General features: G+C 58.6%; 23 protein-coding genes. 22 read left to right on the plus strand and 1 reads right to left on the minus strand.

From position 1 onward, the window contains the following. The first annotated feature begins 5 nt into the window (after positions 1-5). From rseP to ispD, 16 genes are all read left to right on the plus strand, one after another. The gene (gene rseP / locus ACVVH8_RS05950) at positions 6-1,358 is read left to right on the plus strand and encodes a sigma E protease regulator RseP (protein ID WP_213027696.1); all 1,353 of its coding nucleotides are present in this window, start codon (positions 6-8) and stop codon (positions 1,356-1,358) included. Positions 1,359-1,432: 74 nt separating this feature from the next. Then, on the plus strand, positions 1,433-3,808 hold the full coding sequence (gene bamA, locus ACVVH8_RS05955; RefSeq protein ID WP_213027697.1) for an outer membrane protein assembly factor BamA: 2,376 nt from the start codon (positions 1,433-1,435) through the stop codon (positions 3,806-3,808). 45 nt (positions 3,809-3,853) lie between these two features. Then, a complete protein-coding gene (locus ACVVH8_RS05960; protein WP_007908849.1) occupies positions 3,854-4,357 on the plus strand; it encodes an OmpH/Skp family outer membrane protein in 504 nt (167 codons plus the stop codon). 3 nt (positions 4,358-4,360) lie between these two features. Next, a complete protein-coding gene (gene lpxD, locus ACVVH8_RS05965; protein WP_475229010.1) occupies positions 4,361-5,416 on the plus strand; it encodes a UDP-3-O-(3-hydroxymyristoyl)glucosamine N-acyltransferase in 1,056 nt (351 codons plus the stop codon). A gap of 106 nt (positions 5,417-5,522) precedes the next feature. Next, on the plus strand, positions 5,523-5,963 hold the full coding sequence (fabZ, locus tag ACVVH8_RS05970; protein ID WP_003222142.1) for a 3-hydroxyacyl-ACP dehydratase FabZ: 441 nt from the start codon (positions 5,523-5,525) through the stop codon (positions 5,961-5,963). Continuing rightward, the gene (gene lpxA / locus ACVVH8_RS05975; RefSeq protein WP_103303027.1) at positions 5,960-6,736 is read left to right on the plus strand and encodes an acyl-ACP--UDP-N-acetylglucosamine O-acyltransferase; all 777 of its coding nucleotides are present in this window, start codon (positions 5,960-5,962) and stop codon (positions 6,734-6,736) included. Before fabZ ends, lpxA begins: the two co-directional genes overlap by 4 nt. Before the next feature lie 2 nt (positions 6,737-6,738). Beyond that, on the plus strand, positions 6,739-7,869 hold the full coding sequence (gene lpxB, locus ACVVH8_RS05980) for a lipid-A-disaccharide synthase (RefSeq protein ID WP_475229013.1): 1,131 nt from the start codon (positions 6,739-6,741) through the stop codon (positions 7,867-7,869). A gap of 11 nt (positions 7,870-7,880) precedes the next feature. Further along, positions 7,881-8,507 carry a ribonuclease HII gene (gene rnhB / locus ACVVH8_RS05985; RefSeq protein ID WP_475231138.1) on the plus strand — a complete coding sequence of 209 codons (627 nt, stop codon included), beginning with the start codon at positions 7,881-7,883 and terminating at the stop codon, positions 8,505-8,507. Between the two features lie 76 nt (positions 8,508-8,583). Next, positions 8,584-12,105 carry a DNA polymerase III subunit alpha gene (gene dnaE, locus ACVVH8_RS05990; RefSeq protein ID WP_475229016.1) on the plus strand — a complete coding sequence of 1,174 codons (3,522 nt, stop codon included), beginning with the start codon at positions 8,584-8,586 and terminating at the stop codon, positions 12,103-12,105. Positions 12,106-12,244: 139 nt separating this feature from the next. Further along, positions 12,245-13,192 carry an acetyl-CoA carboxylase carboxyltransferase subunit alpha gene (locus ACVVH8_RS05995; RefSeq protein WP_038357918.1) on the plus strand — a complete coding sequence of 316 codons (948 nt, stop codon included), beginning with the start codon at positions 12,245-12,247 and terminating at the stop codon, positions 13,190-13,192. 132 nt (positions 13,193-13,324) lie between these two features. Next, the gene (tilS, locus tag ACVVH8_RS06000; protein ID WP_475229019.1) at positions 13,325-14,653 is read left to right on the plus strand and encodes a tRNA lysidine(34) synthetase TilS; all 1,329 of its coding nucleotides are present in this window, start codon (positions 13,325-13,327) and stop codon (positions 14,651-14,653) included. Positions 14,654-14,927: 274 nt separating this feature from the next. Continuing rightward, positions 14,928-16,559 carry a CTP synthase gene (locus ACVVH8_RS06005; RefSeq protein ID WP_103303023.1) on the plus strand — a complete coding sequence of 544 codons (1,632 nt, stop codon included), beginning with the start codon at positions 14,928-14,930 and terminating at the stop codon, positions 16,557-16,559. A 5-nt stretch (positions 16,560-16,564) separates the two neighbouring features. Beyond that, entirely contained in the window at positions 16,565-17,410 is an 846-nt protein-coding gene (gene kdsA / locus ACVVH8_RS06010) for a 3-deoxy-8-phosphooctulonate synthase (RefSeq protein ID WP_475229021.1), read from the plus strand. Positions 17,411-17,566: 156 nt separating this feature from the next. After that, on the plus strand, positions 17,567-18,856 hold the full coding sequence (gene eno / locus ACVVH8_RS06015; RefSeq protein ID WP_093436567.1) for a phosphopyruvate hydratase: 1,290 nt from the start codon (positions 17,567-17,569) through the stop codon (positions 18,854-18,856). A 171-nt stretch (positions 18,857-19,027) separates the two neighbouring features. Continuing rightward, positions 19,028-19,306, plus strand: a complete 279-nt coding sequence (ftsB, locus tag ACVVH8_RS06020) for a cell division protein FtsB (protein ID WP_007908838.1) — start codon at positions 19,028-19,030, stop codon at positions 19,304-19,306. Beyond that, complete coding sequence (ispD, locus tag ACVVH8_RS06025) at positions 19,303-20,010, plus strand: 2-C-methyl-D-erythritol 4-phosphate cytidylyltransferase (RefSeq protein WP_475229023.1); 708 nt, start codon at positions 19,303-19,305, stop codon at positions 20,008-20,010. The genes ftsB and ispD overlap by 4 nt, the downstream gene beginning before the upstream one ends. A gap of 117 nt (positions 20,011-20,127) precedes the next feature. Here the strand turns inward: ispD and ACVVH8_RS06030 are convergent, their stop codons facing one another. Beyond that, entirely contained in the window at positions 20,128-21,024 is an 897-nt protein-coding gene (locus tag ACVVH8_RS06030) for a LysR family transcriptional regulator (RefSeq protein WP_103303020.1), read from the minus strand. 116 nt (positions 21,025-21,140) lie between these two features. Here ACVVH8_RS06030 and ACVVH8_RS06035 point away from each other — a divergent pair, with 116 nt between their 5' ends. The 6 genes from ACVVH8_RS06035 (at position 21,141) to ACVVH8_RS06060 (ending at position 26,150) form a co-directional block, all read left to right on the plus strand. Further along, the gene (locus ACVVH8_RS06035; RefSeq protein ID WP_007908835.1) at positions 21,141-22,253 is read left to right on the plus strand and encodes an S-(hydroxymethyl)glutathione dehydrogenase/class III alcohol dehydrogenase; all 1,113 of its coding nucleotides are present in this window, start codon (positions 21,141-21,143) and stop codon (positions 22,251-22,253) included. A gap of 65 nt (positions 22,254-22,318) precedes the next feature. Continuing rightward, on the plus strand, positions 22,319-23,164 hold the full coding sequence (gene fghA / locus ACVVH8_RS06040) for an S-formylglutathione hydrolase (RefSeq protein ID WP_475229026.1): 846 nt from the start codon (positions 22,319-22,321) through the stop codon (positions 23,162-23,164). A gap of 43 nt (positions 23,165-23,207) precedes the next feature. After that, positions 23,208-23,681: a 2-C-methyl-D-erythritol 2,4-cyclodiphosphate synthase gene (ispF, locus tag ACVVH8_RS06045; RefSeq protein ID WP_020795989.1), complete on the plus strand. Its 474-nt coding sequence runs from the start codon at positions 23,208-23,210 to the stop codon at positions 23,679-23,681. Next, positions 23,678-24,736 (plus strand): tRNA pseudouridine(13) synthase TruD, encoded by a 1,059-nt coding sequence (gene truD / locus ACVVH8_RS06050; protein WP_103303016.1) that lies wholly within the window; start codon positions 23,678-23,680, stop codon positions 24,734-24,736. Before ispF ends, truD begins: the two co-directional genes overlap by 4 nt. After that, positions 24,724-25,473, plus strand: a complete 750-nt coding sequence (gene surE / locus ACVVH8_RS06055; protein ID WP_201235002.1) for a 5'/3'-nucleotidase SurE — start codon at positions 24,724-24,726, stop codon at positions 25,471-25,473. The genes truD and surE overlap by 13 nt, the downstream gene beginning before the upstream one ends. A 41-nt stretch (positions 25,474-25,514) precedes the next feature. After that, positions 25,515-26,150, plus strand: coding sequence for a protein-L-isoaspartate(D-aspartate) O-methyltransferase (locus ACVVH8_RS06060; protein ID WP_169841266.1), 636 nt, complete (start codon positions 25,515-25,517; stop codon positions 26,148-26,150). The last annotated feature ends 88 nt before the right edge of the window (positions 26,151-26,238 follow it).

The raw sequence follows: 26,238 nt of genomic DNA on the forward strand, positions 1-26,238 counted from the left end.
AGTAGATGAGCGCGCTCTATATGATTGCCGGCACCCTGATCGCTTTGGGTGTGCTGGTCACCTTTCACGAATTCGGCCATTTCTGGGTCGCGCGTCGCTGCGGCGTCAAGGTTCTGCGCTTTTCCGTAGGCTTCGGTATGCCGTTGCTGCGTTGGCACGACAAGCAAGGCACCGAGTTCGTCGTCGCTGCCATCCCGTTGGGTGGTTACGTGAAGATGCTTGATGAGCGCGAAGGTGAAGTGCCGGTCGATCAACTCGACCAGTCGTTCAACCGCAAGTCGGTTCGCCAGCGTATCGCCATTGTCGCCGCCGGCCCAATTGCCAACTTCCTTTTGGCCTTGGTGTTCTTCTGGGTGCTGGCCATGCTCGGAAGCGAGCAGGTGCGTCCGGTGATCGGGGCGGTCGAGTCCGGTAGCATTGCGGCCAAGGCTGGTTTGAGCGCAGGTCAGGAAATTGTTGCGATTGATGGCGAGCCGACCTCTGGCTGGGCTGCTGTCAATCTGCAACTGGTTCGTCGACTCGGTGAGAGCGGCTCGTTGCAGTTGCTGGTCCGTGAGCAGGGTTCTACTGCAGATTCGCCGCGCGAACTGGCGCTGGATCACTGGCTCAAGGGTGCTGATGAGCCGGATCCGATCCGTTCTCTGGGTATTCGTCCATGGCGTCCGGCCTTGCCGCCGGTGCTTGCCGAGCTTGATCCGAAGGGCCCGGCTCAGGCGGCTGGCCTGAAAACCGGTGATCGTCTGCTGACGCTTGATGGCCAGGCACTCAATGACTGGCAGCAAGTGGTGGATACCGTTCGTACGCGTCCTGATACCAAAATCATGCTGCGCGTCGAGCGTGATGGTGCTCAAATCGACGTCCCGGTGACCTTGGCCGCTCGCGGTGAAAGCAAGTCGCCAAGCGGTTACCTGGGTGCCGGCGTGAAAGCCATCGACTGGCCGCCGGAGATGATTCGCGAGGTCAGTTACGGGCCGTTGGCCGCAATTGGCGAGGGTGCCCGTCGCACTTGGACCATGAGCATTCTGACGCTCGATTCGTTAAAGAAAATGCTCTTCGGCGAGCTCTCGGTAAAAAACTTGAGTGGACCGATAACCATTGCTAAAGTGGCGGGCGCTTCTGCCCAGTCGGGCGTCGCTGATTTCCTGAATTTCCTTGCTTATCTGAGTATTAGCCTGGGGGTTCTGAATTTGCTGCCCATTCCTGTACTGGATGGGGGGCATCTGTTGTTTTATCTGATCGAGTGGGCGCGTGGTCGTCCCTTGTCGGATCGGGTGCAAGGTTGGGGGATACAGATCGGTATCAGTTTGGTGGTCGGGGTGATGTTGCTTGCTCTGGTCAACGATCTGGGTCGACTGTAACGCTTCGCTGAATTGCGAATCTGCCGCATTTTGCGGCAGTTTGTTTATTGCCAGTTGGAATAAGAAAGGACTTCATGAAACGTCTGCTGCTAACTGCGGTTCTCACCGTATTGATGATCGCCGAAGTTCACGCCGAGTCCTTCACTATCTCTGATATTCGCGTCAATGGCCTCCAGCGGGTCTCCGCGGGTAGCGTCTTTGGTGCCTTGCCGTTGAACGTCGGCGAGCAGGCGGATGATCGTCGCCTGGTGGAATCCACTCGTGCGTTGTTCAAAACCGGTTTCTTTCAAGATATCCAGCTGGGCCGCGAAGGCAACGTTCTGGTAATCACGGTTGTCGAGCGTCCATCCGTCGCCAGTATCGAGATCGAGGGTAACAAGGCGATCTCCACTGAAGACTTGATGAAAGGCCTCAAGCAATCCGGTCTGGCCGAAGGCGAGATCTTCCAGCGCGCTACCCTTGAAGGTGTGCGTAACGAGCTGCAACGTCAGTACGTTGCACAGGGCCGCTACTCGGCGACCGTTGATACCGAAGTGGTATCGCAGCCGCGTAACCGCGTCGGTCTGAAAGTGAAGATCAACGAAGGCACCGTTGCTGCCATTCAGCACATCAACGTGGTGGGTAACACGGTTTTCCCCGAGGAAGACCTGACCGATCTGTTCGAGCTGAAAACCACCAACTGGCTGTCGTTCTTCAAGAACGATGACAAATATGCCCGTGAAAAACTCTCCGGTGACCTGGAACGTCTGCGTTCCTACTACCTGGACCGCGGCTATATCAACATGGATATCGCTTCGACCCAGGTGTCCATCACCCCGGACAAGAAGCACGTCTACATCACCGTCAACGTGACCGAGGGCGAGAAGTACACCGTCCGCGACGTCAAGCTCAGCGGTGATCTGAAAGTCCCTGAAGATCAGGTCAAGTCCTTGTTGCTGGTGCAGAAAGGCCAGGTGTTCTCGCGCAAGCTGATGACCACCACCTCCGAACTGATCACCCGCCGTCTGGGTAACGAGGGTTACACCTTCGCCAACGTCAACGGCGTGCCTCAGCCGCACGATGATGACCACACCGTGGACATCCTGTTTGCTGTCGATCCGGGCAAGCGTGCCTACGTCAACCGCATCAACTTCCGTGGCAACACCAAGTCCGAAGACGAAGTGCTGCGTCGTGAAATGCGTCAGATGGAAGGTGGCTGGGCTTCGACCTACCTGATCGACCAGTCCAAGACCCGTCTTGAGCGTCTGGGCTTCTTTAAAGAAGTCAACGTCGAGACCCCGGCAGTTCCGGGTGTCGATGACCAGGTTGATGTGAACTACAGCGTTGAAGAGCAGGCTTCCGGTTCGATCACTGCCAGCGTCGGTTTCGCCCAGAGCGCCGGTCTGATCCTCGGTGGTTCGATTACCCAGAACAACTTCCTCGGTACCGGTAACCGCGTCAGCGTCGGTCTGACCCGAAGCGAATACCAGAGCCGCTACAACTTTGGCTATGTTGACCCGTACTGGACCGCCGATGGCGTGAGCCTGGGTTACAACGCGTTCTATCGCACCACCGACTACAAAGACCTCGACGTCGACGTAGCCAGCTATGCGGTAGACAGCCTGGGTGCCGGCGTGAACGTGGGCTACCCGATCAGCGAGACTTCGCGTCTGACCTTCGGTCTGTCCGCGCAGCAAGACAAGATCAAGACCGGTAAATACACCGTTGACGAGATTTTTGACTTCGTTAACAAGGAAGGCGACAACTACCTGAACTTCAAGGCGTCGGCCGGCTGGTCCGAGTCGACCCTGAACAAAGGCGTACTGCCAACCCGTGGTCGTTCCCAGAGCCTGACCCTGGAAACCACCATTCCGGGCAGCGACCTGTCGTTCTACAAGCTTGATTACCGTGGTCAGCTGTTCCAGCCGATCAGCGAAAACTACACCCTGCGTCTGCACACTGAGCTGGGTTATGGCGACGGTTATGGTTCGACTGACGGCTTGCCGTTCTATGAAAACTACTATGCTGGTGGTTTCAACTCGGTACGTGGCTTCAAGGACAGTACGCTGGGTCCACGCAGTACCCCGAGCCGTGGCACCAACCCGGGTACTTCGATAGACCCGGACCAGGACCCGCTGCCGTTCGGTGGCAACGTCCTGATTCAGGGCGGCGTGGAAGTTCTGTTCCCGCTTCCGTTCGTCAAGGATCAACGCTCCCTGCGTACGTCGGTATTCTGGGATGTGGGTAACGTATTCGATTCGCAGTGCAAGGACACCACCAACGCCAATGGCTCGTCGTCGAACACCAAGTGCAACGACATCAGCCTGAGCAACATGGCCAGTTCCGTCGGTGTTGGCGTGACATGGGTCACCGCACTGGGCCCTCTGAGCTTCGCGTTGGCCATGCCGATCAAGAAACCGGATGAAGCTGAAACTCAAGTGTTCCAATTCTCCCTCGGCCAGACGTTCTAAGCGTCTGACCCAAGATAACGACAATGGATTTTGTAGGAGTGCATCGTGCGTAAGTTGACTCAATTGGTTCTCCTGGCCTCCTTGATGGTGGCAGGCCCGGCATTTGCCGACATGAAAATTGCCGTTCTGAACTATCAGATGGCCCTGCTCGAATCCGATGCGGCGAAGAAGTACGCCGTGGATGCCGAGAAAAAGTTCGGTCCTCAACTGACCAAACTGAAGACTCTGGAAAGCAGTGCCAAGGGTATTCAGGATCGTCTGATGGCTGGTGGCGACAAGATGCAGCAAGGCGAGCGTGAGCGTCTGGAGCTGGAATTCAAGCAAAAGGCCCGTGACTTCCAGTTCCAGTCCAAGGAGCTGAACGAAGCCAAAGCCGTTGCCGACCGCGAAATGCTCAAGCAACTGAAGCCGAAACTGGATAGCGCAGTGGAAGAAGTCATCAAAAAAGGTGGTTTTGACCTGGTGTTCGAGCGTGGCGCAGTGATTGATGTCAAACCTCAGTACGACATCACACGCCAGGTTATCGAGCGCATGAATCAGCTGAAGTAACCCATGACAGTGACTATCAAGCTCGGCCAGTTGGCCGAGTTCCTCGGCGCCACCCTGCGTGGCGACCCGGAGAAGCAAATTACTGGGCTAGCCACTTTGCAAGAGGCTGGCCCAGCTCAGTTGAGCTTTCTGGCAAATCCTCAATATCGTAAATACCTGGCGGGTTCGCAGGCAGCAGCATTGCTGCTCAAGTACGCGGATGCCGAAGGTTTTTCCGGTAATGCGCTGGTCGTGCCGGACCCTTATCTGGCTTACGCACGTCTCTCTCACTTGTTCGATCCCAAGCCAAAAGCCACAGCGGGTATCCATCCCACAGCGGTGATTGCTGCAGACGCGGTGGTTGATCCGAGCGCCAGTGTCGGGCCTTTCGTGGTGATCGAGGCCGGTGCGCGGATTGGTGCGCAAGTGACCTTGGGTGCCCATTGCGTGATCGGTGCTCGCAGCGAAATCGGTGAGGGCGGCTGGCTCGCTCCACGGGTGACGCTGTATCACGATGTGCGCATCGGCAAGCGGGTGGTGATCCAGTCCGGTGCGGTGCTCGGTGGTGAAGGCTTCGGTTTCGCCAATGAGAAAGGTATCTGGCAGAAAATCGCCCAGATCGGTGGCGTGACCATCGGCGACGATGTCGAGATCGGCGTGAATACCGCCATCGACCGCGGCGCCCTGGCCGATACCGTGATCGGCAATGGCGTGAAGCTCGACAACCAGATTCAGATTGCCCACAACGTCCAGGTCGGTGATCACACCGCGATGGCGGCGTGCGTGGGGATCTCCGGCAGCACCAAAATCGGCAAGCACTGCATGCTCGCCGGCGGTGTCGGTCTGGTCGGTCACATTGATATTTGCGACAACGTTTTCCTGACCGGGATGACCATGGTGACCCACTCGATTACCGAGCCGGGCGCGTATTCTTCCGGCACAGCCATGCAACCAGCGGCCGAATGGCGCAAAAGCGCGGCACGCATCCGTCAGCTCGATGACATCGCGCGACGTTTGAAACAGCTGGAAAAGCGCGTAGGGGAAGTGACCCCTGACGGCAATGCTTCATCAGATGGCTGATACCATTTCCATATCAAGTGTGCACAGCCTCTAGACTGCCTCCTTGATTTGCTAGAGGAGTGCGCGTCAGTCGCGCTCCCAATCTTTACATAGGCTTCCCCCCGAAATGATGGACATCAACGAGATTCGCGAATACCTGCCTCACCGTTACCCGTTCCTGCTGGTGGACCGGGTGGTGGAACTGGACACTGAAGGCAAGCGCATTCGCGCCTACAAGAATGTCAGCATCAATGAGCCGTTCTTCAATGGTCACTTCCCGGCGCATCCAATCATGCCGGGCGTGCTGATCATCGAGGCGATGGCTCAGGCTGCCGGGATCCTCGGTTTCAAAATGCTCGACGTCAAACCGGCCGACGGCACCCTGTATTACTTCGTCGGTTCCGACAAGCTGCGCTTCCGCCAGCCTGTGCTTCCGGGTGATCAGTTGATCCTCGAAGCCAAGTTCATCAGCTGCAAGCGCCAGATCTGGAAATTCGAATGCCAGGCTTCGGTCGACGGCAAGCCAGTCTGCTCCGCTGAAATCATCTGCGCGGAACGCAAGCTATGAGTTTGATTGACCCTCGCGCAATCATCGATCCGTCGGCCGTACTGGCAGACGGCGTCGAGGTCGGCCCGTGGTCGATCATCGGCGCAGGTGTGGAAATCGGCGAGGGTACCGTGATCGGGCCGCATGTGATCCTCAAAGGCCCGACCCGCATCGGCAAGCACAATCGCATCTACCAGTTTTCCTCGGTAGGTGAGGACACGCCGGATCTGAAATACAAGGGTGAAGAAACCCGTCTGGTGATCGGTGACCACAACGTCATCCGCGAAGGTGTGACGATTCACCGTGGTACCGTGCAGGACCGCTCGGAAACCACGCTGGGCGATCACAACCTGATCATGGCCTATGCCCACATCGGTCATGACAGCGTCATCGGCAATCACTGCATTCTGGTCAACAACACCGCATTGGCCGGCCATGTCCACGTTGAAGACTGGGCGATTCTTTCCGGATTCACCCTGGTTCACCAGTATTGCCACATCGGTGCTCACAGCTTTTCCGGCATGGGTACCGCCATCGGCAAGGACGTTCCGGCGTACGTCACCGTATTTGGCAACCCTGCCGAAGCGCGCAGCATGAACTTCGAAGGCATGCGCCGTCGCGGTTTCAGCGAAGACGCTATCCATGCGTTGCGCCGCGCATACAAAACCGTTTATCGCCAAGGACTGACGGTCGAGCAGGCTCTGGCGGAGCTGGTTGAGCCTGCGGCCCAATTCCCGGAAGTTGCGGTGTTCCGCGACTCCATCCAGTCGTCGACTCGCGGCATCACTCGCTGATCATGGCCAATTTGCGTATTGCGCTGGTGGCGGGTGAGGCTTCCGGTGACATTCTGGGCGCCGGTCTTATGCGCGCCCTCAAGGCACAGCATCCGGCGGTCGAATTCATCGGTGTCGGCGGTCCGTTGATGCAGGCTGAAGGCCTGACGTCTTACTTTCCCATGGAGCGCTTGTCGGTCATGGGTTTGGTGGAAGTGCTTGGCCGGCTGCGTGAGTTGCTCAAGCGCCGCAAGGATCTGATCGCCACGTTGATCGCCGAGAAACCGGACGTGTTCATCGGTATCGATGCGCCGGATTTCAACCTCAATATCGAACTCAAACTGCGTCAGGCCGGGATCAAGACCGTGCACTACGTCAGCCCGTCGGTGTGGGCGTGGCGGCAGAAACGTGTGCTGAAGATCCGTGAAGGCTGCGATCTGATGCTTACCCTGCTGCCGTTCGAAGCCAGATTCTATGAAGATAAGGGCGTACCGGTGCGGTTCGTCGGTCATACGCTGGCCGATACCATTCCTCTGGAAGCTGATCGAGCCGCAGCGCGTGCCGAGTTGGGCTTGCCCGATGGCCCGCTGGTTGCTTTGATGCCCGGCAGTCGCGGCGGAGAAGTCAGTCGGCTGGGCGCACTTTTCCTCGATACTGCCGAACGCCTGCGTGCCATGCGCCCGGGTTTGCGTTTCGTCATGCCGTGCGCCAACGCAGAACGGCGTGCGCAGATCGAGGCGCTGTTGGTCGGCCGCGATCTGCCGGTGACGTTGCTCGACGGCAAGTCCCATCTGGCCTTGGCAGCGTGCAACGCAGTATTGATCGCTTCCGGCACGGCGACCCTTGAAGCGTTGCTGTACAAGCGGCCGATGGTGGTCGCTTATCGCCTGGCGCCCCTGACGTTCTGGATTCTCAAACGCATGGTCAAGAGTCCTTATGTGTCCTTGCCTAACCTGCTGGCCCAACGCTTGCTGGTGCCGGAATTGTTGCAGGATGATGCGACAGTTGAGACGCTCGCACAGACCTTGTCGCCATTGATCGAGGGTGGCGAGGAACAGACGCGCGGCTTTGACGAGATTCATCGCACCCTGCGCCGGGACGCATCCAATCAGGCGGCGGACGCCGTCCTCAACCTGATCGGTCAAACACGATGAGCAAGAAAGATATGCAAATGGGTCTGGATTTCACCTTGGTCGCCGAAGTTGAAGAATTGGTTGCCGGTGTCGATGAAGTCGGTCGTGGCCCGTTGTGCGGTGCAGTGGTGACGGCGGCGGTGATCCTCGATCCGAACCGGCCGATCCTCGGTCTCAACGATTCGAAGAAACTCACCGAAGCCAAGCGCGAAAAGCTCTACGACGAGATCATCGAGAAATCTCTCAGTTGGTGCATCGCCCGCGCCGAAGTCGAAGAAATCGACGAGTTGAACATCCTCCACGCGACCATGCTGGCCATGAAGCGCGCAGTGGCGGGTCTGCACATTCAGCCGAAACTGGCGATGATCGACGGCAACCGCTGCCCGCAACTGCCGATGCGCGCTGAAGCTGTTGTGCAAGGCGACGGCAAGGTGCCGGCGATTGCCGCTGCGTCGATTCTGGCCAAAGTCAGCCGTGACCGCGAAATGGCCGCGTTTGAATTGATCTATCCGGGTTACGGCATTGGGGGCCATAAAGGCTACCCGACGCCCGTTCATCTGGAAGCGCTGGTGCGTCTTGGTCCGACGCCGATCCACCGGCGCTCGTTCGCCCCGGTGCGTCAGGCTTATGAGGCGCTGGAAGGTCTGACGCAGGTTTAGTCGCAAGGCTGATGTTTTATTCAAGGCCCGGTACAATCCGGGCCTTGTTGTCTCTATGTAACTGGACAGGATCACTATGCCGGCTTCATTCGTTCATCTACGCCTGCACACTGAATACTCCCTGGTCGACGGGCTGGTGCGGATCAAGCCACTGGTCAAGGCGCTGACCGCCATGAACATGCCGGCGGTCGCGGTCACCGACCAGAACAACATGTGTTCCCTGGTCAAATTCTATAAAAACACCATGGGCGCGGGCATCAAGCCGATCTGCGGTGCCGACCTGTGGCTGTCGAACAAGGATCCGGACGCACCGCTGAGCCGGATCAGCCTGTTGGTGATGAACGCCAAGGGCTATCGCAACCTCACCGAATTGATCTCGCGCGGCTTCATCGAAGGCCAGCGCAACGGCATGATCATTGTCGAACGCGAGTGGGTCGCCGAAGCCAACGAAGGCCTGATCATGCTCTCCGCTGCCAAAGAGGGCGAGATCGGCATGGCGATGATCGGCGGCAACCCGGCCGAGGCTGAAGCCCTGGCGCGCGAATGGATGGCGGTGTTCCCGGATCGTTTCTATCTGGAGATCCAGCGCACCAATCGCCCCAACGATGAAGAACAACTGCACGGCGCCGTGGCCCTGGCCGACAAGCTTGGCGCGCCGCTGGTGGCGACCAACGATGTGCGCTTCATCAAGCAGGAAGACTTCGCCGCCCACGAGACCCGCGTGTGCATCGGTGAGGGCCGCGCCCTCGACGATCCGCGCCGTTCGAAGAATTACAGCGATCAGCAATACCTCAAAAGCGCCGAGGAAATGGCCGAGCTGTTCAGCGACATTCCTGACGCTATCGAAAACACCGTCGAGATCGCCAAGCGCTGCAACATCGACGTGAAACTGGGCACGCACTTCCTGCCCAACTTCCCGATTCCCGATGGCATGACCATCGACGAGTATTTCCGCAAAGTCTCCTTCGACGGACTCGAAGAGCGACTGGCGGTACTGCTGCCCAAAGACACCACCGAAGACTATGAAGCCAAGCGTCAGGTCTACGTCGATCGCTTGAATTTCGAGCTGGATATCATCATCCAGATGGGCTTCCCCGGTTACTTCCTGATCGTGATGGACTTTATTCAGTGGGCCAAGAACAACGGCGTACCGGTCGGTCCTGGCCGTGGGTCGGGTGCCGGCTCGCTGGTGGCCTACGTGCAGAAGATCACCGACCTTGATCCGCTGGAATATGACCTGCTGTTCGAACGTTTCCTTAACCCGGAACGGGTATCGATGCCCGACTTCGACGTCGACTTCTGCATGGACGGTCGTGACCGGGTGATCGACTATGTGGCCGAGAAATACGGCCGCAACGCGGTAAGCCAGATCATCACGTTCGGTTCCATGGCCGCCAAGGCTGTGGTGCGTGACGTGGCGCGGGTGCAGGGCAAGTCCTACGGCCTGGCGGATCGTCTGTCGAAGATGATCCCGTTCGAAGTCGGCATGACCCTGGAAAAAGCCTACGAGCAGGAAGAAATCCTCCGTGACTTCATCAAGGTCGATGAAGAGGCTGCGGAAATCTGGGAGATGGCGCGCAAGCTCGAAGGCGTTGTGCGTAACGTCGGTAAACACGCCGGTGGTGTGGTGATCGCACCGACCAAGCTGACCGACTTCTCGCCAATCTATTGCGACGAGGCCGGTGACGGTCTGGTAACCCAGTTTGACAAGGATGACGTTGAGGCCGCCGGTCTGGTGAAGTTCGACTTCCTCGGTCTGCGGACCCTGACGATCATCGATTGGGCGCTGAAAACCATCAACCGTGACCGCGCCAAGGTCAACGAACCGCCGCTGGATATCGCGTTTATCCCGCTAGACGACAAACCGACTTACACATTGCTGCAAAAAGCTGAAACCACAGCGGTGTTCCAGCTTGAATCGCGCGGCATGAAAGAGCTGATCAAAAAGCTCAAGCCCGACTGCCTGGAAGACTTGATCGCACTGGTAGCGCTGTTCCGTCCGGGCCCGCTGCAATCCGGCATGGTGGACGACTTCATCAACCGTAAGCACGGTCGCGCCGAACTGGCGTACCCGCACTCGGACTACCAGTACGAAGGCCTCAAGCCAGTATTGGCGCCGACGTACGGCATCATCCTGTATCAGGAACAGGTGATGCAGATTGCCCAGGTCATGGCCGGTTACACCCTCGGTGGTGCGGACATGCTCCGTCGGGCGATGGGTAAGAAAAAGCCCGAGGAAATGGCCAAGCAACGCGGCGGTTTCATTGAAGGTTGCGCAACCAACAATATTGACGCTGACCTCGCCGGTAACATTTTCGACCTGGTAGAGAAGTTTGCCGGTTACGGCTTCAACAAATCCCACTCCGCCGCCTACGGCCTGGTCTCGTACCAGACCGCCTGGCTGAAAGCCCACTACCCGGCGCCGTTCATGGCCGCGGTACTGTCGGCGGATATGCACAACACCGACAAGGTCGTGACCTTGATCGAGGAAGTGCGCACGATGAAACTGCGCCTCGACGCGCCGGACGTGAACACTTCGGAGTTCAAGTTCACGGTGAACGACGACGGCCGCATCGTCTATGGCCTCGGCGCGATCAAAGGCGTCGGCCAGGGCCCGGTTGAGGCGATCACCGAGGCGCGTCAGGCAGGTCCGTTCAAGGATCTTTTCGACTTCTGCGCCCGTGTCGACCTCAAACGTATCAACAAACGTACCCTCGACGGCTTGATCCGCAGCGGTGCGCTGGATCGTCTGGGCCCGTACTTCCACGACGAGCAAAAGGCTTACCAGGCCAATATCGACCGTAACCGTGCCGTGCTGCTGGCGGCGATGGAAGAGGCGATCAAGGCGGCCGAACAAACCGCGCGCACCCACGACAGTGGGCACGCCGACCTGTTTGGCGGGCTGTTCGTCGAGGAAGATGCCGACGTTTATGCGAGCCATCGCAAAGCCAAGGAACTGACCCTCAAGGAGCGCCTCAAGGGTGAAAAAGACACCTTGGGCCTGTACCTGACCGGTCACCCGATTGACGAATACGAAGGCGAGATCCGCCGTTTCGCCCGGCAGCGCATCATTGATCTGAAGCCGGCTCGCGATACGCAGACCGTGGCAGGCATGATCATCGCGCTGCGGGTGATGAAGAACAAAAAGGGCGACAAGATGGGTTTCATCACCCTTGACGACCGTTCGGGGCGGATCGAGGCGTCGCTGTTTGCCGATGCTTTCCACTCTGCGCAATCGCTGCTGCAGACCGATGCGATGGTGGTGGTCGAAGGCGAGGTCAGCAATGACGACTTCTCCGGCGGCCTGCGTCTGCGGGTCAAGCGTGTGATGAGCATGGAAGACGCGCGCACCAACCTTGCCGAAAGCCTGCGTCTGAAGCTGCAAACCCAGGACTTGAAGGGTGATCAGCTACGCTGGTTGGGCGACTTGCTCAAGCGTCATCGCGGGGCGTGCCCGATTACCATGGAGTACACCAGCCCCGATGCGAAGACCTTGCTGCAGTTTGGCGAGACCTGGCGAATTGACCCGGCGGATGCCTTGATTCAAGCCCTGCGTGACCAGTTCGGGCGAGACAACGTCTTCCTCCAATACCGTTGACCGGCAGGTGGTATCAGAATGCCTGCCCACAACCTGAATTTTTAATCTCGACCTCAGCGCGCCTCTCCCTTAAGGTAGGGCGCGAATAGACAACCGGCCGGCCCAAGCTCATTTGGGACACGACCCAAGACGGACGCCTATGAACCCGAATTTTCTAGATTTCGAACAGCCGATCGCCGACCTGCAAGCCAAGATCGAAGAGTTGCGCTTGGTCGGTAATGACAATTCGCTGAATATCGGCGATGAGATCTCCCGCCTGCAGGACAAGAGCAAAACGCTGACCGAAGACATCTTCGGCAAGCTGACCAGCTGGCAGATCGCACGCCTTGCGCGTCACCCGAAACGCCCGTACACCCTCGATTACATCGAGCACATCTTCACCGAGTTCGACGAGTTGCACGGCGACCGTCACTTCTCTGACGACGCGGCTATCGTTGGCGGTATCGCCCGTCTGGAAGACCAGCCGGTGATGATCATCGGTCACCAGAAAGGCCGTGAAGTCCGTGAGAAGGTGCGCCGCAACTTCGGCATGCCGCGTCCGGAAGGCTACCGCAAGGCCTGCCGTCTGATGGAAATGGCCGAGCGCTTCAAAATGCCGATCCTGACCTTCATCGATACCCCGGGTGCTTATCCTGGGATTGACGCTGAAGAACGCAACCAGAGCGAAGCCATCGCCTGGAACCTGCGTGTGATGTCGCGCCTGAAAACCCCGATCATCGCCACCGTTATCGGTGAGGGTGGTTCCGGTGGTGCACTGGCCATTGGCGTCTGCGATCAGCTGAACATGCTGCAATATTCGACCTACGCGGTGATCTCGCCGGAAGGTTGCGCTTCGATTCTGTGGAAAACCGCAGAAAAAGCGCCTGATGCCGCTGAAGCGATGGGCATCACTGCCGAGCGTCTGAAAGGCCTGGGCATTGTCGACAAAGTGATTGGCGAGCCTCTGGGCGGCGCCCACCGTGATCCGGCCGCTGCTGCTGCGTCGATCCGTGCCGAGCTGAGCTCGCAACTGGCGATGCTGAAGAAGTTCGATAACGAAGCGCTGTTGAAGCGTCGTTACGATCGACTGATGAGCTACGGCCTCTAAGTCGAACGCAATACCCCTGTAGGAGTGAGCCTGCTCGCGATGAGGGCGTAACATTCAACTAATGTGTTGGCTGTCACACCGCTATCGCGAGCAGGCTCACTCCTACATTTGTTTTGGGGCAAAGAGTTAAATATGGGCCAGTCCATGATTGATTTGCCTTCCCGGCTTCTGCTGAATCTTGAGCCGTGGCGCAACGCCACTCATTGGCGCATCGCGTTTTCCGGTGGTCTCGATTCCACCGTCCTGCTGCACCTGCTTGCCGATCTGGCAAAAACCGAATCCCTCCCGACGCTCAGCGCCATCCACATCCATCACGGCCTTCAGGCTGCGGCTGATGCGTGGCCGCAACATTGCCAGTCCGTTTGCGATGCGCTGGGTGTGCCGCTGCGGATCGAGCGAGTGACAGTGAAGCCCGGGGCAAGTCTGGAGCGGGCGGCGCGGGATGCGCGTTATGCGCTGTTCAGCTCGTTGACTCAAGCCAATGGCGTGCTGCTGACCGGGCAGCATCGTGATGATCAGGCTGAAACGCTGATGTTCCGTCTGTTGCGCGGCGCCGGGGTTCGAGGATTATCAGGCATGCCGGGTGAGCGACCGCTGGGGCAGGGGGTTCTGGTCAGACCCCTGCTCGATATCACCCGGGCCGAATTGGAGGCCTATGCACTGGCCCATCAATTGCTCTGGATCGAAGACCCGTCGAATCAGGATTCGCAATTCTCGCGCAATTATTTGCGCCAGCAAATCATGCCACTGCTGACTGAACGCTGGCCGCAAGCACAGGCCAGCATGGCCCGTAGCGCTGCGCATCTGCGTGAAGCGCAAGGCCTGCTCGATGAGCTGGCACAGATGGATCTGGCTCAGGCGCAATCCCCTCATGCATTCGAATGGCTGGGATTGCAGTCGCTGGAACTGGCGTCGCTGGCAGGGTTGTCTGCCGCCCGTCAGCGCAATGCGGCGAGTCACTGGCTCGAACCACTGACGCGTCTGCCTGAGACTGACCATTGGTCGGGTTGGAAAAATCTTTGCGACGCCGCTCAGAGCGCTTCGCCTGTCTGGTGTCTGGCCGATGGTGAGCTGCACCGCAGCGCCGGTCGTCTGTGGTGGCTCAGCGGCGACTGGCTACGCGCGCCAGTGATCGGCAGCGACTGGCAGGCTCCGGCGTCACCGCTACGCTTGCCCGATAACGGGCGTGTCATGTTCAGCGGACAGACTCCTCGCGGGCCGTTGCGCATTGCTTATCGGCAGGGCGGCGAAGTGATGCATCTGGCCGAGCGGGGGCATCGCGACCTCAAGCGCTTGCTCAACGAGCGCGCGGTGCCGGGCTTCGTGCGTGGCAGATTGCCGCTGCTGTTTCGCGGCGAAGAATTGCTCGCGGTGGCGAACCTGCCGGGTCTTGATGGCAATGCGCAGGAAGGCTGGAAATTGCATTGGCAGCCAATAGACGAAGATCAAGGTTTGAGCTGAAAGGAGCATTCCGGTAGACTACGCTCCCTTCTTGATACAACTTCTGTGGATTCGCCTGAATTGCAGGAGTTGCCGATTACCAAGCAGTCTTTGCTGGGCGATTCCAAAAAATGTGTAGCGAGCAACGTACCGGTGTTTCATCTGCCGGTCTGTCCCAACGCGGCGGTTTTTTTGAAAGGTGCACTGTGATTAATGCAGGTGATCGGGGGCTTCGGCCTTCCTTCGCTTTCCCCGGCGGCTCGTACCGCTTTAACGCAGACTTCTAGGGTTTTTCATGACGCGCTACATATTCGTCACGGGCGGTGTTGTTTCTTCATTGGGGAAAGGCATTGCCTCGGCTTCATTGGCGGCCATCCTGGAGGCGCGGGGGCTTAAGGTCACCATGCTTAAGCTGGATCCGTACATCAACGTCGACCCGGGCACCATGAGCCCGTTCCAGCACGGTGAAGTGTTCGTCACCCACGACGGCGCCGAGACCGACCTGGACCTGGGCCACTACGAGCGGTTCATCCGCACGACCATGACCCAGAACAACAACTTCACCACCGGCCGTGTCTACGAGCACGTGCTGCGCAAAGAGCGCCGTGGTGACTACCTGGGTGCAACCATCCAGGTGATTCCGCACATCACCGACGAAATCAAGCGCCGCATCATCAAGGGTGCCGGTGACGCCGACGTGGCGATGGTTGAAATCGGTGGCACCGTCGGTGATATCGAGTCGCAACCGTTCCTCGAAGCCATCCGTCAATTGCGTTTCGAAGTCGGCGCCAAGCGCGCGATGCTGATGCACCTGACGCTGGTGCCGTACATCGCCACCGCTGGCGAAACCAAGACCAAGCCAACCCAGCACTCCGTCAAGGAACTGCGTTCGATCGGCCTGCAGCCAGACGTGCTGGTGTGCCGCTCCGATCACCCGATCGACGTTTCGTCGCGTCGCAAGATCGCTCAGTTCACCAACGTTGAAGAACGTGCGGTGATCGCGCTGGAAGACGCCGACACCATTTACAAGATCCCGGGCATCCTGCATTCGCAGGGTCTGGATGACTTCGTCGTCGAGCGTTTTGGCCTGCAATGCGGCAGCGCCGATCTGTCCGAGTGGGAAGCAGTGGTTGACGCCAAGCTGAACCCGGAACACGAAGTGACCATCGCCATGGTCGGCAAGTACATGGAGCTGTTGGACGCGTACAAGTCGCTGATCGAGGCGATGAGTCACGCCGGCATCAGCAACCGCACCAAGGTCAACCTGCGCTACATCGATTCCGAAGACATCGAAAACCAGGGCACTGCGCTGCTGGAAGGTGTCGACGCGATTCTGGTTCCAGGCGGCTTCGGTCTGCGTGGCGTGGAAGGCAAGATCACTGCCGTTCAGTACGCTCGCGAAAACAAGGTTCCGTACCTGGGTATCTGCCTCGGCATGCAAGTGGCGGTCATCGAGTTCGCTCGTAACGTCATGGGCTGGAAAGACGCCAACTCCACCGAGTTCGACCGCGCCAGCGGCCATCCGGTTGTAGGTCTGATCACCGAGTGGGAAGACGCGACCGGCGCCGTCGAAGTGCGTACCGAAGCGTCCGATCTGGGCGGCACCATGCGCCTCGGCGCTCAGGAATGCCTGCTTGAAGCCGGCTCCAAAGTTCACGATTGCTATGGCAAGGACGTGATTGTCGAACGTCACCGTCACCGTTACGAAGTGAACAACAACCTGCTGCCACAAATCATCGAAGCCGGCCTGAAAATCTCCGGTCGCTCCGCTGACGCAGCGCTGGTTGAAGTTGTTGAAGCGCCGGACCATCCATGGTTCGTCGCTTGCCAGTTCCACCCTGAGTTCACCTCGACACCGCGTGATGGCCATCCGCTGTTCAGCGGTTTTGTCAAAGCAGCGTTGGCTCAACACCAGAAGAAGGCGTAACCCCGATGGCACAGAAGATCATCCGCGTCGGCGACATCGAGATTGCCAACGACAAACCCATGGTGCTGTTCGGCGGCATGAACGTGCTGGAAAGCCGTGACATGGCCATGCAGGTTTGCGAAGAGTATGTGAAGGTCACCGAAAAACTCGGCATCCCTTACGTGTTCAAGGCCAGTTTCGACAAGGCCAACCGGTCTTCTGTGGCCTCTTATCGCGGTCCTGGCCTGGAAGAGGGCATGCGCATCTTCCAGGACATCAAACAAGCCTTCGGCGTGCCGATCATCACCGACGTCCACGAGCCTGAACAGGCAGCGGTCGTCGCTGAGGTCTGCGACATCATCCAGCTGCCGGCCTTCCTGTCGCGTCAGACCGATCTGGTCGTCGCGATGGCCAAGACCAATGCAGTGATCAACATCAAGAAAGCCCAGTTCCTCGCGCCTCAGGAAATGAAACACATCCTGAACAAGTGCGTGGAAGCGGGTAACGATCAACTGATTCTCTGCGAGCGTGGTTCGAGCTTCGGCTACAACAACCTCGTGGTCGACATGCTCGGCTTCGGCATCATGAAGCAGTTCGAGTATCCGGTATTCTTCGACGTGACCCACGCGCTGCAAATGCCGGGCGGTCGTGCTGACTCTGCCGGCGGTCGCCGTGCACAGGTTCTGGATCTGGCCAAGGCTGGCATGAGCCAGGCGCTGGCGGGTCTGTTCCTCGAAGCGCATCCGGATCCGGATAACGCCAAATGCGACGGCCCTTGCGCCTTGCGTCTGGACAAACTGGAGCCATTCCTGGCCCAGCTCAAAGCTTTGGACGAACTGGTTAAGAGTTTTCCGACGGTAGAAACCGCGTAACACTCATTTCTCCGGTAAAGTACCGCACGATTTGTCGCACATGCCCTCGGGCATGTGCGTTGTCGTCTGCAAGCTGCCCGCTGCACACCACTTGCCGACGGTAAAAAGATTTCCTCTAGCTGCGTCGTTTTCGTCAACTTTGGAGTGTTTACAACAATGGCAAAAATCGTCGACATCAAAGGTCGTGAAGTTCTCGACTCCCGTGGCAATCCCACCGTGGAAGCGGACGTGCTTCTCGACAACGGCATCATCGGCAGCGCTTGCGCGCCGTCCGGTGCATCCACTGGCTCGCGTGAAGCGCTCGAGCTGCGTGATGGCGACAAGAGCCGTTATCTGGGCAAGGGCGTGCTCAAAGCGGTAGCCAACATCAACGGTCCGATCCGCGATCTGCTGCTGGGTACTGACCCAAGCGACCAGAAAGCCCTGGATCACGCGATGATCAAGCTCGACGGTACTGAAAACAAAGCGACCTTGGGCGCCAACGCGATCCTCGCCGTTTCCCTGGCTGCGGCCAAGGCTGCTGCGCAGGATCAGGATCTGCCGCTGTACGCACACATCGCCAACCTCAACGGTACTCCGGGTGTTTACTCGATGCCGGTGCCGATGATGAACATCATCAACGGTGGCGAGCACGCCGATAACAACGTCGACATCCAGGAATTCATGGTGCAGCCGGTTGGCGCCAAGTCTTTCTCGGAAGGTCTGCGCATGGGCACCGAGATTTTCCATCACCTCAAAGCTGTGCTGAAGGCCCGTGGCCTGAGCACTGCCGTTGGCGACGAAGGTGGTTTCGCACCGAACCTGGCGTCCAACGAAGACGCGCTGAAAGTGATCTCGGAAGCTGTGGCCAACGCCGGTTACAAGCTGGGCACCGACGTGACCCTGGCCCTGGACTGCGCGGCCAGCGAATTCTACGAAGACGGCAAGTACAACCTGTCCGGCGAAGGTCAGGTGTTTACCGCGGAAGGTTTCGCTGACTACCTGAAAGGCCTGACCGAACGTTATCCGATCATCTCGATCGAAGACGGTCTGGACGAGTCCGACTGGGCTGGCTGGAAGATCCTCACCGACAAGATCGGCGAGAAGACTCAACTGGTGGGCGACGACCTGTTCGTGACAAACACCAAGATCCTGAAAGAAGGCATCGATAAAAAGATCGCCAACTCGATCCTGATCAAGTTCAACCAGATCGGCACCCTGACCGAAACCCTGGAAGCCATCCAGATGGCCAAGGCTGCCGGTTACACCGCAGTGATCTCGCACCGTTCGGGCGAAACCGAAGATTCGACCATTGCCGACCTGGCTGTGGGCACCTCGGCTGGCCAGATCAAGACGGGTTCGCTGTGCCGTTCCGACCGCGTTTCCAAGTACAACCAACTGCTGCGTATCGAAGAGCAGTTGAATGGCAAAGCCAAGTACAACGGTCGCAGCGAATTCCGCGGTTAAGCGGAAACTGATAAAAGGACACCGGATTGTGTCGAAAAAGTCGTGACAGCGATGGATTTGCCACTAATCTGATGCCTTAACAGCACAAGCCTGGGTCTTCCAGGCTTCGTGCTATCAGATGCTTCAAAGTTTTGGCGTGGCTGTCTTTTTTCACTGGATACCTGATATTCGATGCGCAGTCCTTACTGGTTGTTTCTCGTTTTGCTCTTGCTGCTGGCCGGTCTGCAGTACCGCCTGTGGGTGGGCAATGGCAGTCTGGCGCAAGTTGCCGAGCTGAATCAGCAGATTGCTGATCAACATGCCGAGAACGAAGGTTTGCTGGAGCGCAACCGGGTGATGGACGCTGAAGTCAGCGAGCTGAAAAAAGGCATGGAGACCGTTGAAGAACGGGCTCGTCACGAGTTGGGCATGGTCAAGGACGGTGAAACCCTTTACCAGTTGGCCCAATGATCAATTCCCTGCCGGCCTTCTGGGCCGTGATTCCTGCCGCGGGCGTCGGTGCCCGAATGGCCGCGGACCGTCCCAAGCAATACCTGCAACTGGGCGGACGCACAATTCTCGAACACAGCCTTGGCTGTTTCCTTGATCACCCAAGCCTCAAGGGTTTGGTGGTCAGTCTTGCGGTTGATGATCCTTACTGGCCGAATCTGGCCTGCGTCAGCGATCCGCGTATTCAGCGCGTTGAGGGCGGGGCCGAGCGCTCCGGCTCGGTGCTCAATGCCTTGCTGCATTTGCATGCGCAAGGTGCTGATGATGAGGATTGGGTGCTCGTGCACGATGCGGCACGACCGAATCTGAGTCGCGAAGATCTCGACAAATTACTGGATGAACTGGCGGATGATCCGGTGGGCGGTTTGCTGGCGGTGCCTGCGCGCGACACGTTGAAGCGGGTCGACAAGCACGGTCGGGTGGTTGAGACCGTGGATCGCAGCGTGATCTGGCAGGCGTATACGCCGCAGATGTTTCGCCTGGGGGCGTTGCATCGTGCATTGGCGGATAGCCTTGTTGCCGATGCGGTGATTACGGATGAAGCTTCGGCGATGGAGTGGGCAGGACTGGCACCGCGTCTGATTGAAGGGCGGGCGGATAACCTCAAAGTCACCCGACCGGAAGATCTCGAATGGTTGCGTCAGCGTTGGACTAACCGCCACTGAATTTCTGTGGTGCCTGTTAAATCGCCATCGCGAGCAGGCTCACTCCTGCATTTTGAAATGCGTTCCTGTGTAGGATCGAGCCTGCTCGCGATAGCGCATTTACGGGCAACGCAACACTCATTCCTGATACTCCGGCTGCTCAGCCAACCCCACCTTCAAATAATCCACCAGTTTGCGCACCTTCGGCGACAAATGCCGTTGCTGCGGATACAGCGCCCACACTGCGGTATTCGGCGGCTGATGCGTCTCCAGCAACGAAATCAACGCACCACTGTGCAGATGCTCCAGCACGTAATAGTCCGGCAACTGACACAACCCGACGCCTTGCAGCGCCGCATCCAGCACCGCTTGCCCACTGTTGCAGCGCCAGTTTCCCTGCACGCGCTGGGAAAATTCCCGCCCGTTTTGCTCCAGTTGCCATATGTCCGAGCTACCAATCAGACAATTGTGGCGGCTCAGTTCCGACAAACTGTGTGGGCGGCCGTACCGTTCGAGGTAGGACGGTGACGCACACAGGTACATGCGCCTTGGCGCCAGGCGCGTCGCGACCAATCTCGAATCCTGCAGGCGTCCCAACCGGATCGCCAGATCCAGTCCTTCGTGTACCAGGTCGAGTTGGCGATTGCTCAATTCAATATCGATGCGCAGTTGTGGGTAGAGCCCCATGAACCGCGTTACCAGCGGCACGATAAAACGTTCACCGTAGGCAACGGCACAGGTCATGCGCAGCATGCCCTTCGGTTCGCTGGTCAGGTCGCCGACTGCGCGCAAAGCCTCTTCACGACCATCCTGCAAGCGCTGGCAATGTTGCAGGAAAGTCTGTCCAGCTTCGGTCAGCGTCACCCGTCGGGTGCTGCGATACAGCAGTCGCGTCTGCAAACGCTCTTCCAGTCGTACGATTTGTCGACTGATGTGCGAGGAAGAAACCCCAAGACGTTCGGCAGCGGCGGTGAACTGGCTGCATTCGGCGACGGCGACGAACTCGTCAATGCCTTCCCAACGGTTTTCGGACATCAGGATTATCCCTGTGTGGCAATAATGTTTTGCTTTTGTCCGGATTATTCATCGTCGGGCCATGTATTACACTCCTTGTCTGCTTTTTTATTCAATGGATTCACTGGAGAGTCAGCATGATCAAGTCGCGCGCCGCCGTTGCCTTCGAGGCCAAGAAGCCGCTGGAAATCGTAGAAGTCGATGTCGCCATGCCCAAGGCCGGTGAAGTGCTGCTGCGTGTGGTGGCTTCCGGGGTCTGCCACACTGACGCCTACACCTTGTCCGGCGCTGACCCGGAAGGCATCTTCCCGTCGATCCTTGGTCACGAAGGTGGCGCAATCGTTGAAGCCATCGGCGAAGGTGTGACTTCGGTTGCCGTCGGCGATCACGTGATTCCGCTGTACACCCCGGAATGCGGCCAGTGCAAATTCTGTAAGTCGGGCAAGACCAACCTGTGTCAGGCGATTCGCGCGACCCAGGGCAAAGGTTTAATGCCGGATGGCACTTCGCGTTTTTCCTACAAAGGCGAGACGATTTTCCACTACATGGGTACGTCAACCTTCTCGGAATACACCGTATTGCCGGAAATCTCCGTCGCCAAAATCTCCAAGGATGCACCGCTGGAAAAGGTCTGCCTGCTCGGCTGTGGCGTCACCACCGGTATCGGTGCCGTGCTCAACACTGCCAAAGTCAAGCCGGGTGACACCGTGGCGATCTTCGGTTTGGGCGGTATCGGCCTGTCTGCAGTGATCGGCGCAGTGAAGGCCAAGGCTGCGCGCATCATCGCCATCGATATCAACCCGGCAAAGTTCGAAATCGCTAAACAATTGGGTGCCACCGACTGCGTGAACCCGAAAGATTTTGATCGTCCGATCCAGGAAGTGATCGTCGACATGACCGATGGCGGCGTCGACTTCTCCTTCGAATGCATCGGCAACGTGCAACTGATGCGCGCAGCGCTTGAGTGCTGCCACAAAGGCTGGGGCGAGTCGGTGATCATCGGCGTGGCCGGCGCTGGCCAGGAAATCGCTACCCGTCCGTTCCAGTTGGTCACCGGTCGCGTCTGGCGCGGTTCTGCGTTCGGCGGCGTGCGTGGTCGTACCGAGTTGCCAAGCTATGTCGACATGGCCCAGAGCGGTGAAATTCCGCTGGATACCTTCATTACCCACACCATGGGCCTGGAAGACATCAACAAGGCGTTCGACCTGATGCACGAAGGCAAGAGCATTCGTACCGTTATTCATTTCTGATCAATCGTGGCGACATGGCCGCAAGTCTCGAAGGCTTGCTGCCGTGACTGCGTAGGAGTCTTTACATGAGTCTGGAAAATATCTCCTGTCAGAAGAGTTTCGGCGGCTGGCACAAACGCTATCGCCATCGCTCCGATGTGCTCGGTTGTGACATGGTATTTGCCGTGTACCTGCCGCCGCAGGCAGAGCAGGGCGGCAAGTTGCCGGTGCTGTACTGGCTGTCGGGTCTGACCTGCACCGATGAGAACTTCATGCAGAAGGCTGGCGCGATGCGCATGGCTGCCGAGCTCGGTTTGATCATCGTCGCACCGGACACCAGCCCGCGTGGCCCTGATGTGCCGGGCGATCCTGACAATGCCTGGGATTTCGGCCTGGGTGCGGGGTTTTATCTGAATGCCACGCAGGAACCCTGGTCCCGTCACTATCGGATGCATGACTATGTTGTGCAGGAATTGCCTTCACTGGTTGAAGCGCATTTCCCGGCGTCCGATAAGCGCAGTATCAGCGGCCACTCCATGGGCGGCCACGGTGCGTTGATTTGTGCGTTGCGTAATCCGGGGCGTTACCAATCGGTGTCGGCGTTTTCTCCGATCAACAATCCGATGGATTGCCCGTGGGGCCAAAAAGCCTTTTCCCGTTACCTGGGCGAAGACCGTTCGAAGTGGAAAGAATGGGATGCCTGCGCGTTGATTGCTGAAGCTTCTGAGAAACTGCCACTGCTGGTCGATCAAGGTGATCGCGACGACTTCCTCGCCAACCAACTCAAGCCAGAAGCGCTGCAACAAGCAGCCAAACAGTCAGGCCATCCACTGACGCTGCGCCTGCAACCGGGCTACGACCACAGCTATTTCTTCATCTCAAGCTTCATTGACGACCACTTGCAGCATCACGCACGCGCCCTTCGGGATTAATGCAGGTAGAATCACGCCCTGACAAAAATCGGGGCGTTTTTTTATGCGTATTGGCCACGGCTATGATGTGCACCGTTTCGCTGAAGGCGATTTCATTACTCTGGGCGGCGTGCGCATTGCACACGGCTTCGGGCTGCTCGCTCATTCCGACGGTGACGTCCTGCTGCACGCCTTGAGCGATGCCTTGCTCGGCGCGGCGGCGCTGGGCGATATCGGCAAACACTTCCCGGACACCGACCCGCAATTCAAGGGCGCCGACAGCCGCGCACTGCTGCGTCATGTGGTCGCGCTGATCCATGCCAAAGGCTGGAAAGTCGGCAACGTCGACAACACCATCGTTGCCCAGGCGCCGAAAATGGCTCCGCATATCGAATCGATGCGCGCGCTGATCGCGGCGGATCTTCAAGTTGAGTTGGATCAAGTGAACGTGAAAGCTACCACCACCGAAAAGCTTGGCTTTGTCGGTCGCGAAGAAGGCATCGCCGTGCACTCCGTTGCCTTGTTGCTGCGCGCATGAACGAACTGCAATTGCTCGGCCCGCGTGCCTATGGCGAATCCCTGGGCAGCGCCGTACTGAAAGCGGTCGCTGAAGATTTTCAGGTCGATGAAGTGCTCGATATCCCGTTCAGCGGCGATGGCGAACATCTGTGGATCTGGGTGGAAAAGCGTGGCCTGAACACCGAAGAGGCAGCGCGGCGTATCGCCAAGGCTGCGGGTGTGCCGTTGCGTACCGTCAGCTATGCCGGCCTCAAGGATCGCCAGGCGTTGACCCGTCAGTGGTTCAGCGTGCAACTGCCAGGCAAGGCTGACCCCGATCTGACGGCAGCGGAAAATGACACGCTGAAGATCCTCAAGACCATCCGCCACAAACGCAAGTTGCAACGCGGTGCGCATTCGGCCAACGGTTTCACGTTGCGCCTGACTCAGTTTGCCGGTGACAGAGCTGCCATTGAAGAGCGTCTGCAACTGATCGCCAAACAAGGCATTCCCAATTATTTCGGCGCCCAGCGTTTCGGCCATGACGGCGGCAACGTCGTTGATGCGCGTTCGTGGGCGGCGCGCAAGGCCTTGCCGGAGCAGCGCAATGTGCGTTCACGCCTGCTCTCGACCGCGCGCAGTTTCCTGTTCAATCAGGTGCTCGCGGCGCGGGTCGCCGATGGCACCTGGCAAAAGGCACAAGTCGGCGATCTGCTCGCATTCACTGACAGCCGCAGTTTTTTTCCGGCCGGTGAGGCCGAGTGCAGCGATCCGCGTCTGGCGATTCTCGATCTGCACCCGACCGGGCCGCAGTGGGGCGAAGGTGACTCGCCCGCCGCTGGCGCTGTCCATGATCTGGAGCAGGGGATTGCCGCCCGTGAAGCGGAGCTGCGTGATTGGTTGATTCACGCCGGCATGAGCCACGAACGTCGCATCCTGCGGCTGCCCATTGGCGGGTTGACGTGGCATTATCCCCAGCCAGACATTCTGCAACTGGAATTCGTCCTCCCGGCCGGATGCTTCGCCACTGTATTGGTGCGCGAACTCGTTGATCTGGTGCCGGTGGGGCAGACGGACAGCCCATGCGTATTCTGATTTCTAACGACGATGGGGTAACCGCACCCGGTCTCGCCGCGCTTTATGCTGCGCTGGCGGATTACACCGAGTGCGTGGTTATCGCCCCGGAGCAGGACAAAAGCGGCGCCAGCAGTTCGCTGACGCTCGACCGTCCGTTGCACCCGCAATATCTGGCCAACGGCTTCATCAGCCTCAATGGCACACCGACCGATTGCGTACACCTGGGCCTCAATGGTTTGCTGGAGCGCGAGCCGGACATGGTGGTTTCCGGCATCAACCTCGGCGCCAACCTTGGCGATGACGTGCTGTATTCCGGGACAGTAGCGGCAGCCCTTGAAGGGCGTTTTCTTGAGCGTCCGTCGTTCGCTTTTTCGCTGGCCTCACGCCAGGTGGATAACTTGCCGACGGCAGCTTACTTTGCGCGCAAACTGGTCGAGGCCCATGCCGGGCTGGATCTGCCGCCGCGCACGGTGCTCAACGTGAACATTCCCAATTTGCCGCTCGACCATATTCGCGGCATTCAGTTGACCCGGCTGGGTCATCGCGCCCGGGCGGCAGCGCCGATGAAAGTGGTCGACCCGCGTGGCAAGGCCGGTTACTGGATTGCTGCCGCCGGCGATGCCGAAGACGGCGGCCCGGGGACCGACTTTCATGCGGTGATGCAGGGCTATGTGTCGATCACCCCGTTGCAGCTTGATCGCACCTTCAACGATGCCTTCAGAAGTCTCGACGGCTGGCTGGAGGGACTGCGCTGATGGCCCGTGAACACGAAGACAGAATGCGCAGCGGCATCGGCATGACGTCCCAGCGCACCCGCGAGCGTTTGATTCAGCGCCTGTATGAAGAAGGCCTGTCCAACGCCAAGGTGCTGGAAGTGATTCGCCGCACGCCGCGTCACCTGTTCGTCGACGAAGCGCTGGCGCACCGTGCCTACGAAGACACGGCTCTGCCGATCGGCCATAACCAGACCATCTCTCAGCCTTATATGGTGGCGCGCATGAGCGAGCTGCTGCTTGAGGCCGGTCCATTGGACAAGGTGTTGGAAATCGGCACAGGCTCCGGTTACCAGACGGCCGTGTTGTCGCAACTGGTGGAGCGGGTGTTCTCGGTTGAACGCATCAAGGTCTTGCAGGATCGGGCCAAGGAGCGTCTGGTCGAACTCAATCTGCGCAACGTGGTGTTCCGTTGGGGCGATGGCTGGGAAGGCTGGCCGGCGCTGGCGCCGTACAACGGCATCATCGTCACCGCCGTCGCCACCGATGTGCCGCAAGCCTTGCTTGATCAACTGGCCCCGGGCGGGCGCATGGTGATCCCGGTGGGTTCGGGGGAAGTGCAGCAGCTGATGCTGATCGTGCGCGAAGAACACGGCTTTTCCCGACACGTTCTGGGCGCTGTTCGCTTCGTGCCTTTGCTCAACGGGCCACTGGCCTGAGCATTTCTTCAAAGGCGCTGAATTCCTTTCGTTCGCCTCGGTCTTACTCCGGCAGCGATGGTTTAAACGCAACAGATTGTCGGCTTGC

Source organism: Pseudomonas trutticola BRTCR10 (assembly GCF_056155105.1).

What these genes read in the sequence shown, in the direction of transcription:
- ACVVH8_RS05995 (WP_038357918.1), top strand. Translation starts at nt 12,245, where the DNA reads ATGAACCCGAATTTTCTAGATTTCGAACAGCCGATCGCCGACCTGCAA.
- ftsB (WP_007908838.1), top strand. Translation starts at nt 19,028, where the DNA reads ATGCGCAGTCCTTACTGGTTGTTTCTCGTTTTGCTCTTGCTGCTGGCC.
- ACVVH8_RS06035 (WP_007908835.1), top strand. Translation starts at nt 21,141, where the DNA reads ATGATCAAGTCGCGCGCCGCCGTTGCCTTCGAGGCCAAGAAGCCGCTG.
- lpxA (WP_103303027.1), top strand. Translation starts at nt 5,960, where the DNA reads ATGAGTTTGATTGACCCTCGCGCAATCATCGATCCGTCGGCCGTACTG.
- rnhB (WP_475231138.1), top strand. Translation starts at nt 7,881, where the DNA reads ATGCAAATGGGTCTGGATTTCACCTTGGTCGCCGAAGTTGAAGAATTG.
- kdsA (WP_475229021.1), top strand. Translation starts at nt 16,565, where the DNA reads ATGGCACAGAAGATCATCCGCGTCGGCGACATCGAGATTGCCAACGAC.
- eno (WP_093436567.1), top strand. Translation starts at nt 17,567, where the DNA reads ATGGCAAAAATCGTCGACATCAAAGGTCGTGAAGTTCTCGACTCCCGT.
- bamA (WP_213027697.1), top strand. Translation starts at nt 1,433, where the DNA reads ATGAAACGTCTGCTGCTAACTGCGGTTCTCACCGTATTGATGATCGCC.
- fghA (WP_475229026.1), top strand. Translation starts at nt 22,319, where the DNA reads ATGAGTCTGGAAAATATCTCCTGTCAGAAGAGTTTCGGCGGCTGGCAC.
- surE (WP_201235002.1), top strand. Translation starts at nt 24,724, where the DNA reads ATGCGTATTCTGATTTCTAACGACGATGGGGTAACCGCACCCGGTCTC.
- rseP (WP_213027696.1), top strand. Translation starts at nt 6, where the DNA reads ATGAGCGCGCTCTATATGATTGCCGGCACCCTGATCGCTTTGGGTGTG.
- ispF (WP_020795989.1), top strand. Translation starts at nt 23,208, where the DNA reads ATGCGTATTGGCCACGGCTATGATGTGCACCGTTTCGCTGAAGGCGAT.
- ACVVH8_RS06030 (WP_103303020.1), bottom strand. Translation starts at nt 21,024, where the DNA reads ATGTCCGAAAACCGTTGGGAAGGCATTGACGAGTTCGTCGCCGTCGCC.
- fabZ (WP_003222142.1), top strand. Translation starts at nt 5,523, where the DNA reads ATGATGGACATCAACGAGATTCGCGAATACCTGCCTCACCGTTACCCG.
- dnaE (WP_475229016.1), top strand. Translation starts at nt 8,584, where the DNA reads ATGCCGGCTTCATTCGTTCATCTACGCCTGCACACTGAATACTCCCTG.
- lpxB (WP_475229013.1), top strand. Translation starts at nt 6,739, where the DNA reads ATGGCCAATTTGCGTATTGCGCTGGTGGCGGGTGAGGCTTCCGGTGAC.
- tilS (WP_475229019.1), top strand. Translation starts at nt 13,325, where the DNA reads ATGGGCCAGTCCATGATTGATTTGCCTTCCCGGCTTCTGCTGAATCTT.
- ACVVH8_RS06005 (WP_103303023.1), top strand. Translation starts at nt 14,928, where the DNA reads ATGACGCGCTACATATTCGTCACGGGCGGTGTTGTTTCTTCATTGGGG.
- ACVVH8_RS06060 (WP_169841266.1), top strand. Translation starts at nt 25,515, where the DNA reads ATGACGTCCCAGCGCACCCGCGAGCGTTTGATTCAGCGCCTGTATGAA.
- ispD (WP_475229023.1), top strand. Translation starts at nt 19,303, where the DNA reads ATGATCAATTCCCTGCCGGCCTTCTGGGCCGTGATTCCTGCCGCGGGC.
- truD (WP_103303016.1), top strand. Translation starts at nt 23,678, where the DNA reads ATGAACGAACTGCAATTGCTCGGCCCGCGTGCCTATGGCGAATCCCTG.
- lpxD (WP_475229010.1), top strand. Translation starts at nt 4,361, where the DNA reads ATGACAGTGACTATCAAGCTCGGCCAGTTGGCCGAGTTCCTCGGCGCC.